At 49.7% G+C, this 15,085-nt stretch carries 15 protein-coding genes and 1 pseudogene; 9 read left to right on the top strand and 7 right to left on the bottom strand.

Features of this window, described 5'->3' with window-relative positions:
- The first annotated feature begins 123 nt into the window (after positions 1–123).
- The 3 genes from CWE07_RS10875 (at position 124) to dbpA (ending at position 3,208) form a co-directional block, all read left to right on the top strand.
- Positions 124–1,113, top strand: coding sequence for a matrixin family metalloprotease (locus CWE07_RS10875; protein ID WP_157983265.1), 990 nt, complete (start codon positions 124–126; stop codon positions 1,111–1,113).
- An 80-nt stretch (positions 1,114–1,193) separates the two neighbouring features.
- Positions 1,194–1,730 carry a YaeQ family protein gene (locus CWE07_RS10870; RefSeq protein WP_111569852.1) on the top strand — a complete coding sequence of 179 codons (537 nt, stop codon included), beginning with the start codon at positions 1,194–1,196 and terminating at the stop codon, positions 1,728–1,730.
- A 98-nt stretch (positions 1,731–1,828) separates the two neighbouring features.
- Positions 1,829–3,208 carry an ATP-dependent RNA helicase DbpA gene (dbpA, locus tag CWE07_RS10865; protein ID WP_111569853.1) on the top strand — a complete coding sequence of 460 codons (1,380 nt, stop codon included), beginning with the start codon at positions 1,829–1,831 and terminating at the stop codon, positions 3,206–3,208.
- Positions 3,209–3,229: 21 nt separating this feature from the next.
- On the opposite strand, the gene CWE07_RS10860 is transcribed toward dbpA, so the two are convergent.
- Positions 3,230–4,825: an ABC-F family ATPase gene (locus CWE07_RS10860; protein WP_111569854.1), complete on the bottom strand. Its 1,596-nt coding sequence runs from the start codon at positions 4,823–4,825 to the stop codon at positions 3,230–3,232.
- Positions 4,826–5,053: 228 nt separating this feature from the next.
- Here CWE07_RS10860 and CWE07_RS10855 point away from each other — a divergent pair, with 228 nt between their 5' ends.
- Both CWE07_RS10855 and CWE07_RS10850 read left to right on the top strand, forming a co-directional pair.
- Entirely contained in the window at positions 5,054–6,112 is a 1,059-nt protein-coding gene (locus CWE07_RS10855; RefSeq protein ID WP_111569927.1) for a linear amide C-N hydrolase, read from the top strand.
- A 243-nt stretch (positions 6,113–6,355) separates the two neighbouring features.
- Positions 6,356–8,554 carry a TonB-dependent receptor domain-containing protein gene (locus tag CWE07_RS10850; RefSeq protein WP_198679918.1) on the top strand — a complete coding sequence of 733 codons (2,199 nt, stop codon included), beginning with the start codon at positions 6,356–6,358 and terminating at the stop codon, positions 8,552–8,554.
- Positions 8,555–8,614: 60 nt separating this feature from the next.
- Here the strand turns inward: CWE07_RS10850 and CWE07_RS10845 are convergent, their stop codons facing one another.
- The 3 genes from CWE07_RS10845 to CWE07_RS10840 all read right to left on the bottom strand — a co-directional run bounded on the left by CWE07_RS10845 (position 8,615) and on the right by CWE07_RS10840 (position 11,931).
- On the bottom strand, positions 8,615–9,424 hold the full coding sequence (locus CWE07_RS10845; protein ID WP_111569855.1) for a methyl-accepting chemotaxis protein: 810 nt from the start codon (positions 9,422–9,424) through the stop codon (positions 8,615–8,617).
- A 31-nt stretch (positions 9,425–9,455) separates the two neighbouring features.
- A complete protein-coding gene (locus CWE07_RS14715) occupies positions 9,456–9,566 on the bottom strand; it encodes a HAMP domain-containing protein (protein WP_420836547.1) in 111 nt (36 codons plus the stop codon).
- 175 nt (positions 9,567–9,741) lie between these two features.
- Positions 9,742–11,931, bottom strand: a complete 2,190-nt coding sequence (locus tag CWE07_RS10840; protein ID WP_111569856.1) for an OsmC domain/YcaO domain-containing protein — start codon at positions 11,929–11,931, stop codon at positions 9,742–9,744.
- A gap of 168 nt (positions 11,932–12,099) precedes the next feature.
- Between CWE07_RS10840 and CWE07_RS10835 the strand changes: the two genes are divergently transcribed.
- Both CWE07_RS10835 and CWE07_RS10830 read left to right on the top strand, forming a co-directional pair.
- Entirely contained in the window at positions 12,100–12,345 is a 246-nt protein-coding gene (locus CWE07_RS10835; protein WP_111569857.1) for a helix-turn-helix transcriptional regulator, read from the top strand.
- Positions 12,346–12,404: 59 nt separating this feature from the next.
- Complete coding sequence (locus tag CWE07_RS10830) at positions 12,405–12,605, top strand: hypothetical protein (RefSeq protein WP_111569858.1); 201 nt, start codon at positions 12,405–12,407, stop codon at positions 12,603–12,605.
- 4 nt (positions 12,606–12,609) lie between these two features.
- Here CWE07_RS10830 and CWE07_RS10825 read toward each other — a convergent pair whose 3' ends face one another.
- Positions 12,610–13,266, bottom strand: coding sequence for an EAL domain-containing protein (locus CWE07_RS10825; RefSeq protein WP_111569859.1), 657 nt, complete (start codon positions 13,264–13,266; stop codon positions 12,610–12,612).
- Between the two features lie 80 nt (positions 13,267–13,346).
- Positions 13,347–13,538: pseudogene (locus tag CWE07_RS14710) on the bottom strand (diguanylate cyclase domain-containing protein); the annotation flags it as partial.
- A gap of 214 nt (positions 13,539–13,752) precedes the next feature.
- On the opposite strand from CWE07_RS14710, the gene CWE07_RS10815 reads away from it, so the two are divergent.
- Entirely contained in the window at positions 13,753–14,040 is a 288-nt protein-coding gene (locus CWE07_RS10815; protein WP_111569861.1) for a CopG family ribbon-helix-helix protein, read from the top strand.
- Positions 14,037–14,327, top strand: coding sequence for a type II toxin-antitoxin system RelE/ParE family toxin (locus CWE07_RS10810; RefSeq protein WP_198679917.1), 291 nt, complete (start codon positions 14,037–14,039; stop codon positions 14,325–14,327). The genes CWE07_RS10815 and CWE07_RS10810 overlap by 4 nt, the downstream gene beginning before the upstream one ends.
- Positions 14,328–14,524: 197 nt before the next feature.
- Here CWE07_RS10810 and CWE07_RS10805 read toward each other — a convergent pair whose 3' ends face one another.
- The gene (locus CWE07_RS10805) at positions 14,525–15,076 is read right to left on the bottom strand and encodes a cytochrome b (RefSeq protein ID WP_111569863.1); all 552 of its coding nucleotides are present in this window, start codon (positions 15,074–15,076) and stop codon (positions 14,525–14,527) included.
- Positions 15,077–15,085: the final 9 nt, after the last annotated feature.

The raw sequence follows: 15,085 nt of genomic DNA, 5'->3' as shown, positions 1-15,085 counted from the left end.
GTCAGTATTTGGTCGTCGCTGCAGGTTAGAAATAGCGCTTATACGAGACCCCGAAGCTTTGGTCACTCGGCGCGTTTTGACAACGTTAGCACCAGTAACAAGGTATATAATGGGAGCCGGAGTTTGATACAAGCCAAGCAGGCCAGATGTGTATGCGCATTGATCGCAATCGGCTTCGGGCTCGTCACCTCGACTGCGCTAGCGTCGCGAGTAGCGCAAGATCGCCCAGCTCAGACTTTGTGTCGTTCTCAGGTGGCATGGCATATCGCTGACATTGACCCACGGTTTAATATAAGTCGCAAAGCGCTCATTGACACCATGACTGCGGCGACTCAGCTATGGAATCAAGCGGCAGAGACACCTTTATTTGTGCACACTCGCGATCAAGGTATTGCGGTTTCGCTGATATTTGATCACCGCCAAGCGCTGTATGACCAACTGCGCGAGATGTTCGATCAAGCCGAGCAATTGAGCAAAGATATTGCACAAGCGGATCAAGACCTTGCGGTATTGAATGCTGAAATTGATGAACTGAACACACGGATTGATAGTGAGAACCAGCAGCTACAAGCGCTACAACAAGACTTTGAGGCTCTGCGCGATCGTCATACCAATCGGCGCGGTCAAGTGCCATCGAGCGTGATGCCTAAATTGCAGACTTTGCAGGCCGCTTCACAAGAGGTTCATGACCAGCTTCAGAACCGTATTCGCGAGGCGGAGCGGGTACGTTATCGATTCAACACCCAGGTTGCTGAACGCAATTTGCTAGCTGAGCAGTACACCGGTCTGGTAAATGACCTGAATCGGCGCTCCGCGGCCCAAGGGGCCGATACCAATGTCGGCGAGCATGGTATTTTTATTCGCCAACGTGGTCGCAATGTTGAAGTCGCTGAAGAGCAAATTCATGTGTTTCGAGTCAGCAGTCAGGAAGCCTTGTTAACCATCCTGGCGCATGAACTTGGTCATGCCATTGGTATCAACCATTTACCTGAGCCTGATGCGATTATGACCGCGCGTTTAGAAAGCCAGTTGGGGCAGTTATTACCGCAGCACTTAAGTAACGCCGACAGACGAGCCCTGCGCGTAGTGTGCCAAAGGGCAGCAGGCCGCTAGCACAAGATTTCTAAGCTTGATACCTTACTCAAGAGCATAGACAATTAGAGGTCATACACGGCGACCAGGAGACGTACGCCATGGCCCTACAGGCAACCCCGTATAAAATAAGTTTAGATATTTCTGATACTGACCGTGGCGTGTACGAAAGCGTCAAGCTGACCGTCGCACGCCACCCATCAGAAACTGAGTTACGTTTAAGCGCCCGAATTCTTGCCTACGCGTTGTTTTACCACTCAGAATTAAAGTTTGGCCGCGGTTTGTCAGACGTCGACGACGCCGCGCTTTGGCAAATCAGCTTAGCGAATGTGATTGAACATTGGATTGACGTTGGCCAGCCTGATCATGAGCGTATTATTAAAGCCAGTCGGCGTGCGCCGGCGATGTCGGTGCTGGTCTACGGCAACAGCAGAGTGTGGGCAGAAAAAACCTTACCCAAAGTGAACCACCTTGGGCATGTCAATATTGTTGCCCTGCCAGAGGCTGCACACCAACAAATCGCCGAGCGTCTTTCGCGCAATACCCATTGGGGCGTCATGATAGCCGACCATGTGGTGTATCTGAGCGACGGTGATATTCAGATTGAATTGCCGTTGGTGGCACTGCAAGCGCCATAACACCATAGTCCATAACAACGCAGGTGCAGTGAATTATCCGACAGCGTCAGCTATCGCTGGTACAATAGTGCGACTATTTAGCACCGAAGGAATTTTAAATGTCAGCGACTGACTTTGCCAGCTTACCGCTTGCGCCTGAACAACTGCAAACCTTAGCTGCCCTCGAGTACCACACCATGACCCCGGTGCAGGCCGAGAGCTTGCCATTAATGCTCGCAGGTCGCGATGTGATTGCACAAGCGCAAACGGGCTCGGGTAAAACCGCTGCGTTTGCACTGACGGTGCTGCATAACCTCAATGTGGCGCAGTATGCGGTGCAAGCATTGGTGTTGTGCCCAACCCGCGAGCTTGCGGAGCAAGTCGCTGAGGAAATTCGACGTCTCGCGCGCAGCCAAGCCAACGTCAAAGTGCTGACGTTGTGTGGTGGTGTGCCAACACGGGATCAAAGCTTATCGTTGCAGCATGGTGCGCATGTCATTGTGGGCACGCCAGGGCGGGTGCTTGACCATGTATCGCAACAACGTTTAGATCTCACGCAATTGCATACCTTGGTGCTCGACGAAGCCGACCGCATGCTCGACATGGGCTTCCAGGCTGAACTTGATGCGATTATTGAAGCGGCACCAGTGAAGCGTCAAACCTTGTTGTTTAGCGCTACATTCCCGCCGCAAATTGCCAGCTTAGCGCAGCACTTAATGCAAGCACCTGCGCACATTGAAGTGGCAGCGATTGAAACCCAAGCCCCAATTACAAAGTTGTTTTATCAACTGAGTGCCAGTCAGCATGGCGCCGAAGCTGTAGCGCACGTGCTACTTGCTCAACAACCGAATCAAGCGATTGTATTTTGTAATACCAAGCGTGAGGCGGATTCGGTGTTTACCTATTTGCATAACGCAGGCTTTAGTGTGCAAGCGCTGCATGGCGATATGGAACAAAAAGATCGCGAAGAGACCTTGCTGCTGTTCAACAACCAAAGTGTGCGCATTCTAGTGGCAACGGATGTCGCTGCGCGCGGGCTCGACATTAAGGCGTTAGACTTGGTGGTAAATTTAGGTCTGGCCCATGATGTCGAAACCCATACCCACCGGATTGGTCGCACGGGTCGTGCTGGTGAAGCAGGGCGCGCTATTAGTTTGCTGACCACCCAGTGCGAGTACAAGTTTCACTTGCTGCAGGACACCGCGCCTGCGCCACTGAGCTTACAAGCATTTCCTGACGCGGCACCAACGGGCAAACCGGCCCCTGCGAGCATGGCGACGATACAAATTCAGGGTGGTAAGAAAGACAAGCTGCGCCCGGGCGATATTGTCGGCGCCCTGACTAAAGACGGCGGTTTGGCATTTGAGCAAGTGGGTAAAATTAAAGTTCAGGCCAAAGTGGCGTATGTTGCGGTGGCACGTGCCAAAGCGAAGCACGCCTTGGCACTACTGACTGAAGACAAGTTAAAAGGGCGCCGCTTCCGCGCGCGCCTGGTTTAATCTGTATAAGGCTGAGTTGCCTTAGTTTGCGATGGCTGCCTGCTGGCGCAGGTAGTCATCGTAAGTACCGGCAAAGTCACGAATGCCGTGCTCGGTAATTTCAATAATCCGGTTCGCCAATGACGATACAAATTCACGGTCATGGCTGACAAACAACAAAGTCCCTTTGTAATCTTCAAGCGCCAAGTTCAATGATTCAATCGATTCCATATCAAGGTGGTTGGTGGGTTCATCCATGACCAGGATATTCGGGGTTTGTAGCATCAGCTTACCAAAAATCATGCGGCCCTTTTCACCACCCGACAGAATCTTCACTGGCTTTTGAATGTCGTCTTGAGAGAACAACATACGGCCCAACACGCCGCGAACATTCTGCTCGTCATGTTGTGGCTGCATCCACTGGCTCATCCACGCGAACACTGTCAGATCGCTGGCAAATAAGTCAGCATGATCTTGCGGGCAGTAACCAATATTGGCGTTTTCTGACCATTTAAACTCACCGCTGTCCGGGGTGTAATTGCCCATTAAGCACTTCAACAAGGTAGTTTTGCCTATCCCGTTGGCGCCTAAAATGGCCACTTTCTCACCCACTTCAATTTGGGTGGATAAGTTTTTCAGAATTTGTGTCTCATCAAACGACTTACTTAAGCCTTCAATTTCCAATGCCTGGCGGTACAGCTTCTTTTGCTGTTCGAAGCGAATGTAGGGGCTCATGCGGCTTGAAGCTTTGACTTCGTCGAGTTTGATTTTATCAATCTGACGCGCGCGTGAGGTCGCTTGCTTGGCTTTTGATGCGTTGGCTGAGAAGCGGCTTACGAAGGCCTGCAACTCGGCGATTTTGTCTTTCTTCTTGGCGTTGTCTTGCAATAACTGCTCACGTGCCTGGGTTGAAGCGAACATGTAGTCGTCGTAGTTGCCTGGGTACACACGCAATTCGCCGTAGTCGATATCGGCCATGTGCGTACATACACTGTTCAAAAAGTGACGGTCGTGGGAAATAATAATCATCGTGCTTTGGCGTTCAGACAGCACCGTTTCTAACCAACGAATGGTGTTGATATCCAAGTTGTTGGTCGGTTCGTCCAGCAACATAATATCGGGGTCAGAAAACAACACCTGTGCCAGTAGCACGCGGATTTTTAAACCTGGCGCTAATACCGACATCGGTTGAAAATGCTGTTTAACAGGAATACCAAGGGCAATTAATAGCTCACCGGCTCTGGCTTCTGCGGTGTAGCCGTCCATTTCACCAAATTCGACCTCTAGGTCAGCTACGCGCATGCCGTCTTCTTCACTCATTTCACTGGCATAAATGCGGTCGCGCTCTTCTTTTACCGCCCATAAGGTTTCATGCCCCATAATCACGGTGTCGACTATGGTAAAGGCTTCATACGCGAACTGGTCTTGACGTAGTTTACCGACGCGCAGGTTCGGACCAACCGAGACATTCCCCGCAGAAGGCTCTTGCTCACCACTCAAAATGCGCATGAAGGTCGATTTACCGCAGCCGTTGGCGCCAATCAGGCCATAACGATTGCCTTGGCCGAATTTGACCGAGATATTTTCAAACAGCGGCTTAGCGCCAAATTGCATGGTGATATTTGCAGCAGAAATCACAGATAGGGTACTCAATTCAGGGGAACAACAAAGCGGGGCAATCTACGCTATTCGCCGCCGTTGTTCAATGTTAAGCGTGCTTTTTTGGTATAAATTTTGAGCGCTGGGGGTGGCTATGAGTTTAAAGCGCGCCCGTAAAACTGCTAGAGGCGCTCAAAAAAGCAACGAATATTAGGTGATTGGCATTTGGCAGGCTATGCTGAGCAAAACCTTCTTGGAGTCTCAGTGATGCCTGCTTTCAAACTCAATCAAACCCTTGCTGCGTTATGTGTTGGCGCAGCGTCTTTATTGTCTTTTAGCGTTCCAGCAGACGCCTGTACGCGCGCGGTGTATGTTGGCGAGAATGGCTTGGTGATCACTGGGCGCTCGATGGATTGGAAGGACCATATTCCAGCTAATATCTGGGTGTTTCCCCAAGGTATGGAGCGCCAGGGCGAAGTGGGGCCAAACTCGGTTACTTGGACATCGAAGTACGGCAGCGTGATCACCAGTTCGTTTGATATTGCGACCACGGACGGTATGAACGAGCGCGGCTTAGTCGCCAATTTATTGTGGCTCGCTGAATCAGAATACCCTGAATATGACGGTAGTGAGCAGGGCTTGTCGGTAGCCGCGTGGGTGCAGTATGTACTGGACAATTTTGCCAGTGTCAGTGAAGCCGTAGACGCATTACAAAGTGAGCCTTTTGTGGTGGTCTCGTCTGAAATCCCTGGCACGGAACGCTTTACCACCGTGCATTTATCCATTTCAGATAACAGCGGTGACAGCGCGATATTCGAGTATATTGACGGTGCATTAGTGGTTCACCACAGCCATGACTATCGGGTCATGACCAATTCGCCAGTCTTCGAGCAGCAACTGGCGCTCAATAGCTATTGGCAACAAATTGGTGGCACCACCATGTTACCTGGCACCAACCGAGCCGCTGATCGATTTGTGCGTGCGGCTTTCTATATTGATGCGATTCCGCGCACTGACGATCAACGCGTAGCGGTCAGCAGTGTCTTTAGCGTGATGCGCAATGTGTCGGTACCCTACGGTATTTCATCGCCAACAGAACCCAATATTTCATCAACCCGCTGGCGCGCAGTGGCTGATCAAATCAATTTGAACTACTACTTTGAAACTGCGCTGACCCCGAGCACCTTTTGGGTCAGTTTAGAGCAGTTCGACTTAAGCCCTGGAGCAGAAGTGAAGCGCTTGGCGGTTGACCATTACCAAACCTATGCGGGCGAAGCGTCGAGCCACTTCGAGACCGCCCAGGCGTTTCAGTTTGCTGGGCTTTAAGCACTAGCCATTCTTATCGGCGTGAGCATTGTCCTTAGGGGAGCGTTCACGCCGTGCGTAGCCTTTACCAATGCCATTCGATGCCTGCACGGGCGTCGTGTTTAGCGATCATGAATTCAGTTTTCAGTAAAACCCCCATCTAATTGAGTCACTCCAATTGATAACGCTAATGATAATGATTACTATTAGCGCGCTAATTTATTCTTACAATAATGTGTGTACTCTCTCTCAATAGGGGCTCAGATGATATTTCGTCGTACCGGTTTAGCTACCTTGATTGGCGCTGCGTGCGCTTTAAACCCTGCATTGGCGGATACCAGCCAAACACCAGAAGACATGGAAGTGATTGTGGTCACAGCGGCGGGCTTTGAACAGCGTTTAGTCGACGCACCTGCCAGCATCAGCGTGATTACCAACGAAGAATTACAGCGTACTCAATACACCAACATTGCCGAAGCATTGACGTCTATTCCTGGTGTCGATGTACGCAATGGCGTCGGTAAAACCGGCGGTTTAAGTATTGAAATGCGTGGCATGCCGTCTAATTACACTTTAATTTTAGTTGACGGTCGGCGTCAAAACACCTCGGGCGACATCGCTCCTAACGGCTTTGGTGAATTTAACACCAGCTTCATGCCTCCGTTGTCAGCGATTGAACGCATTGAGGTGATTCGCGGACCGATGTCGACCTTATATGGCTCTGACGCGATGGGCGGTGTGATTAATATCATTACTAAGCCCGTGCCTGGAGAATGGGGCGGCAATATCACCGCCGATTACTTGCTGCAGGAAGATCGTGACGCGGCGGATGCGGCGACCCTAAATTTAAGTTTAGGCGGACCAATCGCGGACAATGTGGGCCTACAATTACGTGGGCGCTTTTTTGACCGGGGTAGTTCTGAGCGTTTAAACCCTGGCAGCATTGGCCGTGATCCACGTCCTGCCCAAGGTGATAACTACTCCTTTGGTGGTCGACTCACCTATGTCGCCAGTGACGCTCATCGTTTATGGGCCGAAGCGGACACTGCTCGCCAGCGTTACAGCAACGATGACGGTCGACTCGGTAATTTAGACACCTATAACCCAGATGGCACGCCAAATCGAATTTCTGGCTATGAAGATGAACTTCGTTTTTATCGTGACCAATTGGCTGTGGGGCACACGGGCTACTTGAGTTTTGGTACCTGGACCACAAGCTTACGCCGTGTTTATACGGAGCAAGAAGGGCGCACTTTACCGACGGGGTCTGCGCCGGACTTTGGCTATGACGCCGTGGGTGGTGAACCACGTGTACTTGAGAATACTGATTTGGTGTTTGAAAGCCGCGTTGTAGCGCCAATTGGTGCCCATGTATTGACCTTAGGCACGGAGTTCAAAGATAACGAAGTCATTGACGGCGCAGCTGGCATGGGCAATGTCTTTGAGCAGGACTCATGGTCATTATATGCCGAGGACGAGTGGAATGTGTTGCAAGACGTGCGACTAACCTTTGGTGGCCGCTATGAGAACCACAGCGCGTTTGGTGGACATTTTACACCACGTGCGTATTTGGTCTGGAATACAACCGACCGCTGGACGTTAAAAAGTGGCGTCAGCACCGGATATAAAGTACCCACGCCGAATGCCTTACACAGTGGCGTAGTCGGTTTTGGTGGTCAAGGCGCAACGGTGAACTTAGGTTCGCCAGACTTGCAGCCAGAAGAGACCACCAACTACGAGGTCAGCGCGAACTACAACAACCATCAGGGGTTGTTTTTAACTGGTACGCTGTTCTTAAACCAATTTGAGAATAAGTTCGCCAGCGGCGCGAGTATTGCTAACTGCTTGTACACAGACGCGAATACACCGCTGAATCGTCCTGGTTGTATTACGGTGGGTAACTTTAGCCAGCAGGCGGACTTTAGCCAGCAGGTGAACTTAGACGAGGCGGAAACCCGCGGCGTTGAACTAACCGCGCAGTACGAGATTACCCCAGTGTGGGACGTGCGAGCTACGTATACATGGATGGATACCGAATTAACCACCGGCGATAACCAAGGCGATTACCTGGTCAACAACCCGAAACATTCAGCATTCGCGACCACCACATGGCGAGTCACCGAGCGTCTGAATACTTGGTTTGAAGCAGAATATAAAAGTAGCCGCGACCGCTTTATTGACCCACCTACCAGTGGTGAAAACCTGGCAGTTTTCGAAGCGACAGATAACAAGTTACAAGGTTACCAAGTATTTAACCTGGGCGCGGGGTATCAAATTAGTGACAATCTGCGTTTAAATGCGGTGGTGTATAACCTGTTCGATAAAGACTTTGGTGAAACGCGGGCGTATGAGTTCAACGGTGAGACACGCTTTGTCTCGATGTACTCCAATATCGGCCGCTCGATTGAGGGCACGTATATCGATGGTCGCAGACTGTGGGTATCGTTGTCTTACGACTTCTAATCAAAGGTTGAAATAAGAAAAGCGCCAGGTTGGCGCTTTTTTTATTGAAGCTTGAACTGATTAAGCCTCAAGCTCTTCCATATCGTCGGCCAGTGCCTCGCTCAACTCCGCAAGTGACACCGCGTTTTTGTATAATTTGGCACTTTGCTCCGAGGTATCCTCGCACAACGCACTTAAGCCCTGAATGTTATCGCTTAAATGGTTGATGGCGTTGGTTTGCTCCTCGATTGCAGCATTCAATGGCGACATTTCACCGGAAATACTGCGTACTTCACTGAGCACCGAGCCGACTTTACCAATGGTGTCGCTGGAGCGCTCTGATGCTTCGGTGGCTAATTGCAATGCATGTTCGCTCTCTTCCCCCGAACGCTCAATCAGCTTACGCAGGTTGCCTGTCATATCGACGATATCCGCTGTAGATTTACGGGTTTTTTGTGCCAGCGTGCGAACTTCATCCGCGACTACCGCAAAACCTCGGCCATGCTCGCCTGCGCGCGCTGCTTCTATGGTCGCGTTGAGGGCGAGTAGGTTGGTTTGGTCCGCAATGTCATCGATAATTTTGACGAAGCCGTCGATTTGCCCCGCGCTGCCTTCTACTTCACCGAAGTTTTCGTCGAACACGGTAATGGAGTGATGAAGCTTATCAAGCAGTTTTGCCATCGACTGCAATTCACCGTCTGTTTGGTCAGCATTATTACTTGCTGAGCTCGCACTGTCGGTGATGCGCTCAAACGATTCTTGTAAACTGCTCATGGTGCTGGCGACCTGTTCCGTGGTCGATGCCAGCTGGCTGGAGCCATGGTTGAGCTTATCACTGGATTCGTTAGACTGCGCTGCCAGCGATTCACTTTCTTCGGCAAGGGTATTCAAGCGCCCAGTGGCGTGCTCAATCTTGTCTAAGTTAAGGGTTAAGCGCTAAGCGCTTCACCGCACGGTTCATTGAACGTCCAATTTCACCAAACTCATCGTCAGACGTGAACTTTGGGCGGTCGTCAAAGTTACCGGTTGCGATGGCTTTGCTGACTGATGGATTGAGATACGGCGGAACATCTTTTCTCTTCCAATAATTATAATAAATGATATGTGTTCAATTTATGACCTTACCTGTCCTACGGGCATTTAACAAGTCATGTTTCGGTTGAATAAATCAACCGAAACAATGGCATATTCGAATTTTAATGATTATTTTATCGAACGGATTTAGCACGCGCGGCGTGCAGCTTATGGTAGCTTTCCAGTAATCGCTGGTGCCGCTCAAGCCCTTCCAAATTCATACTCGTAGGCTCAAGACCTGCGAAACGCACCCTGCCATCGACTGAACCAATCACTTGCTGCATGCGACTTTCGCCATACATACGATTAAAATTATAGGTGTAGTCATCAAGGGCTAAATCGTCACTTAAGTGAATTTCTAGTACCGCTTGCATGGCCCGATAGAACAGTACACGGTCGACGGTGTTGTCATTGTATTGTAAGAACATTTCGACCAGCTCAAGGGCCTCTTCATGGGCTTGTAACGCCAGGTAGATAAGAATTTTCAGCTCGAGTACGGTCAGTTGTCCCCACACCGTGTTCTCGTCGAACTCAATGCCGATAAAGGTAATAATATCGGTGTAGTTATCAATTTGGCTGTCCTCTAAACGCTCGACCAAGGCACGCAAGGCGTCGTCATCAAGACGATGTAAGTTGAGAATGTCTTCGCGGTACTGCAGTGCAACGTTGGTGTTGTCCCAAATCAGATCTTCGACTGGGTACACCTCAGAATAGCCAGGCACTAAAATGCGCACCGCTGGCGCGCCTAAGTCGGTGTAGCTGGCCATATAAACTTGATGGCCCATGTCAGCCAGCATCGCAATCAGGGTGTCTACTTCTTGCGCGGTGCTGGAGGCAAAGTCCCACGGCACAAAGTCATAATCGCTTTGGCTGGCAAAGAAGCGCCACGATACGACTCCAGTAGAATCAATAAAATGCTCAACAAAGTTATTCGGTTCACTGACTGCCATGCTATTGAATGTTGGCAGTGGGATATCATTCAGGCCCTCAAAACTGCGCCCTTGCAGCAGCTCGGTTAAGCTACGCTCGAGTGCAACCTTGAAGCTTGGGTGAGCGCCAAAGGACGCGAACACGCCACCGGTGCGCGGGTTCATCAAGGTGACACAAGCCACGGGAAAGCGACCGCCTAATGATGCGTCCTTCACTAGCACAGGGAAACCTTGTGCTTCTAAAGCTTGAATGCCTTCAATAATGTCAGGGTATTGTGCAAGCACCTCAGCTGGGATATCGGGTAAGGTAATTTCCTGCTCAATAATTTCCCGCTTCACCGCGCGCTCAAAAATTTCTGACAAACACTGCACTTGGGCTTCTGCCAAGGTGTTGCCGGCACTCATGCCATTACTTAAAAACAAGTTTTCGATTAGGTTTGACGGAAAGTAGACTGTTTCTTGGTCGCTTAAGCGCGTGAATGGCAGTGAAACAATGCCGCGATCGGCACGGCCCGAATTGGTGTCGATTAAATGCGACCCCATGAGCTCGCCATCAGGGTTGTAAATAGCACGTGTGTGCGCATCCAATAAGCCCGCCGGTAAGCTGTCGTTCTCGGTTAACGTAAACCAGCGTTCATTCGGGTAATGGACGAATTCGCGATTGGCAATCTCTGGGCCAAAGAATTGGTCGTTGTAGAAAAAGTTACAGTTTAAGCGCTCAATAAATTCGCCCAAGGCTGAGCACAAAGCGCTTTCCTTGGTGGCGCCTTTGCCATTGGTAAAGCACATCGGTGACGCCGCATCACGCACATGCAACGACCATACGTGAGGCACAATATTACGCCACGATGCGATTTCGATTTTCATGCCAAGATCAGCCAAGATCTTGCTCATATTCGCTATGGTTTGCTCGAGCGGTAAATCTTTGCCCTCAATGCGGGTGCCTTCGCCATCCACGGCGCTAGGGGTGCCCATCAGCAGCGCTTGGGCGTCTTGGTCTAAGTTTTCTACTTCTTCAATGTCGAACTCAGGGCCAGTTTGTACGACTTTCTTTACCGTACAACGGTCGATGGAGCGCAAAATACCTTGGCGGTCTTTATCCGAAATATCATCCGGTAACTCGACCTGAATTTTAAAGATCTGGTTGTAGCGGTTTTCCGGGTCGACAATATTATTTTGTGACAGACGAATATTGTCCGTGGAAATATCGCGGCTGTTGCAATACACCTTGACGAAATAGGCGGCACATAAGGCCGACGACGCTAGAAAGTAATCAAATGGGCTAGGGGCTGAACCATCGCCTTTGTACCGAATAGGCTGGTCTGCAATGACACTAAAGTCATCGAATTTGGCTTCTAAGCGAAGGTTATCGAGAAAATTAACTTTGATTTCCATGGGGCACTACCTAGCAGGGGAATGTAAACCCGCGCATTATCCTTGTTTTGGGTAGTGATGTCTTAGGTTTGCGCCTAAGCGACGAAAAAAAAGCCAAAATGACTTGTCCGTGTAACCTAAAGGTTATAAATTGATACCCTTAAGTATCAGGATGAAAGGATTTCAACGATGCTTAACCAATATGACGAAGCTTTTAACCGTGTCGCGATTGAGCGCAAACTGCGTGGTCTATCGCAGCAAGCGCTTGCAGACGCCATCGGGGTGTCGCGTAAAACCATTAGCACCATAGAGACGCGGCGCTTCACGCCATCGGTCGTGTTAGCCCTTAAGTTGGCTGAATTTTTTCACACCCCGGTTGAGCAGTTGTTCTCCTTGCGCGCTTATGAAGGTGGCCCTGCAGACTCTGAGCGTTGAACTATACTGGTTGCTGAGCCATTTTTTTATCAATTGATCCTAATTAACTGGGGTATTGAATGTCAGCAACAGCGAAAATTTTAAGTGTTTTACTGGGTTTAGCCACGCTTTTCGGTGCTATTTTTCTGATTGTTTATTTTGCCTTGGTTGGGCTGGTATTAGTGCCTGTGCTGCTTGGTGTCGCGTACCTGTTGTTTAAGGGTATTAAAGCCAGTGCCAGTGAAGCAAAGGACGCGGTAACCAGTGATTCGCCGAAGTAGGCGTTTACCTACAGGCGGCTACCGCGAAGCAATGTGATTGCGTCCCGCCTTCTGCCACCACTCGGCGACCGAATTGATGGGTAAGGCTAATAATACTGGTTAAAATGGCTTCGTTGTCGGGGTTGGCAATAAAGTCTTTAACGAATATACGGTCTATTTTCACCTCGTCAATGGGGAGCGCTTTAAAATAGGTGAGCGAACAGTATCCAGTGCCGAAGTCATCCAGAACGATGCGTAATCCAAGATTGCGACAGGCTTGTAGTCGCTCTGTGGCTTGCTCTAGATCACCTAAGGCAACTGATTCAACAATCTCTAAAGTTAAACGGGGAGTTAATTGCGTATGTTCCTGCGCGTGTTCCTGCAAAAACTGTAAAAAGTTCTCACTGGTGAAGAAATGAGCACTTACGTTGACGCTTAAATGGCACTCAAGCCCTTGCTGATCGAAGCTCGCTAAACACTCAAGGGCAAGTTTAAGTATGTATTTGTCGAGCTCAATCATGACCTCGCTGTCCTGAATATGTGGTAAGAATGATGCGGGCGATAATACTTGGTGGCGCTCTTTTTGCCAGCGACACAGCATTTCAAAACCGTCAATTTGTCCGCTTTGTAAGTCGACTTTAGGTTGCAGATACGCCACGATTTCTTTTTTCTCAACGCACAACGAATTTGCTCACGCACCAAGGAGCTGGTTTGCTCATGTTCAGCCAAGCTCGCATCAAATATAACGCAGCGATTCTTACCTAAGCGCTTGGCTTTGTACATCGACTGATCCGCATTGCGAATGAGTTGGTGGGCACTTTTACAGTCGTAAGGGTAAACACTCACGCCCATACTGGCCGATACCTCAATTCGATGCGCCTCGATGGCGTAGGCTTGCTGAATCACATGCAACATATGTTGGTAAAATCGGCTATTTGCATTCTGAGGTTGGATTGCGGATTTAGCTAAGCAATGAGAGATCGCTCCCTTTTGTGCAAATCATGGTTGGAATTTGCTTGCCGTCTAAAGTGCCGTTTCGAGCAAAAGTTGGTTGGAAGCTAGAATAAATCACCTTGGGGAGCCGAAATTTCAAGGCTAAGTGTGTCATAGACAGAAAATAGCTAACGTGCTACATTGTACTTGATGTGTAACACATGAGGATGCAGCTATGAATGAATCAACTTTTACTTTCCGAGTTGATGATGCCTTGAAAAGTCAATTTGCCCAAGCAGCTAAATCCCGCGACCGCAGCGGGGCACAGCTTCTTCGAGACTTTATGCGCGAATTCGTACAACAACAGGAAGAAGCCGCAGAGCATGATGCTTGGTTCCGCCGCCAAGTGCAGATTGGTATTAATTCGGCCAACGCGGGTAACTTGGTGTCTGCCGCTGAAGTAGAAGCTAAATTTGCAGCTCGTCGGGCTTCAACGCGTCGTCGGGTCAAAACCTTTGAATGATGGAGTTACTTTGGACACCAGAGGCGATACAAGACCGCGAAGATATTTATGATTACATAGAAGCTGATAACCCCGCAGCAGCTTTAGCTCTCGACGAGTTGTTATCAGAAAAGGCTTCACGCTTAGCCGAACATCCTAGTCTCGGACGTCTTGGGCGTGTGGCTAGCACCCGTGAGCTGGTCGCTCATCAAAATTATGTTTTAGTTTATGACGTGACTAGGGAGCAAGTTCGCGTGCTTCGAGTCCTTCACGCTGCTCGACACTGGCCGCCTAACCGTATTTGTTGACGCATCCCTGTTGTCAGAGAATACAACCAAACTGCATTTTGGTGAATTAGAGAAAAATAGATAAATCCAACCAGACATAGATTTTGACCGACTATGAATCTAAATTCAGTTCAGACAGTTTCCAACCCTAGAATGCAAATAGCCCTTTAAAATCAAACGCTTTACGCTATGAAATTTTGAAAGCGCTTACTTGACGCTCACTTGAAAAGCATTGATTTGAGCACCCCGTCACGGCGTACGAAACCATGATGCAGAGCGGCTAAAGCATGCACACTAATTACACCAACCAATACCAGGGCACTGTAGGCATGAAGCTCACGAAACACCGCGTATAACGTGAGGTTAGGGGCGAGTGCAGGCGGCAGCCAAATATCAGCAAATAGGTAAACACTGCGCCCTGCGGCGCTTTGCATTAAATAGCCCGATACTGGCATCAGTATCATCAGCGTATAAAGAAGTACGTGTGAGCCGCGCGCCGCCAATTGTTGCCACTTCGGCAGGCTTGAAGGTAACTGCGGTTGCTGATGACGCACGCGGTTGATTAAGCGCGCAATCACCAATATGGCGGCGAGTACACCAAAGGCTTTGTGCCAGGTAAGCAACGTTGGTTGCCATGTTTGCAATGATGCCACCATGCTAAGGCCAACGATGAGCAGCGCGATAATTAACGCAGCCATTCCCCAATGCATGAGGCGCATACTCAATGGATACTGAGTGGGTGAATTGCGGTCAAGTTCAGTGTGCGACATCGGTATGTC

It is taken from the genome of Aliidiomarina maris (assembly GCF_003987335.1).
GTDB classification, from domain to species: Bacteria; Pseudomonadota; Gammaproteobacteria; order Enterobacterales; family Alteromonadaceae; genus Aliidiomarina; species Aliidiomarina maris.
Note: the sequence above shows the minus strand (reverse complement) of the source record. Positions and strands in the feature narration are given on the sequence as shown.

What these genes read in the sequence shown, in the direction of transcription:
- CWE07_RS10805 (WP_111569863.1), bottom strand. Translation starts at nt 15,076, where the DNA reads ATGTCGCACACTGAACTTGACCGCAATTCACCCACTCAGTATCCATTG.
- dbpA (WP_111569853.1), top strand. Translation starts at nt 1,829, where the DNA reads ATGTCAGCGACTGACTTTGCCAGCTTACCGCTTGCGCCTGAACAACTG.
- CWE07_RS10855 (WP_111569927.1), top strand. Translation starts at nt 5,054, where the DNA reads ATGCCTGCTTTCAAACTCAATCAAACCCTTGCTGCGTTATGTGTTGGC.
- CWE07_RS10835 (WP_111569857.1), top strand. Translation starts at nt 12,100, where the DNA reads ATGCTTAACCAATATGACGAAGCTTTTAACCGTGTCGCGATTGAGCGC.
- CWE07_RS10830 (WP_111569858.1), top strand. Translation starts at nt 12,405, where the DNA reads ATGTCAGCAACAGCGAAAATTTTAAGTGTTTTACTGGGTTTAGCCACG.
- CWE07_RS10840 (WP_111569856.1), bottom strand. Translation starts at nt 11,931, where the DNA reads ATGGAAATCAAAGTTAATTTTCTCGATAACCTTCGCTTAGAAGCCAAA.
- CWE07_RS10815 (WP_111569861.1), top strand. Translation starts at nt 13,753, where the DNA reads ATGAATGAATCAACTTTTACTTTCCGAGTTGATGATGCCTTGAAAAGT.
- CWE07_RS10850 (WP_198679918.1), top strand. Translation starts at nt 6,356, where the DNA reads ATGATATTTCGTCGTACCGGTTTAGCTACCTTGATTGGCGCTGCGTGC.
- CWE07_RS10870 (WP_111569852.1), top strand. Translation starts at nt 1,194, where the DNA reads ATGGCCCTACAGGCAACCCCGTATAAAATAAGTTTAGATATTTCTGAT.
- CWE07_RS10810 (WP_198679917.1), top strand. Translation starts at nt 14,037, where the DNA reads ATGATGGAGTTACTTTGGACACCAGAGGCGATACAAGACCGCGAAGAT.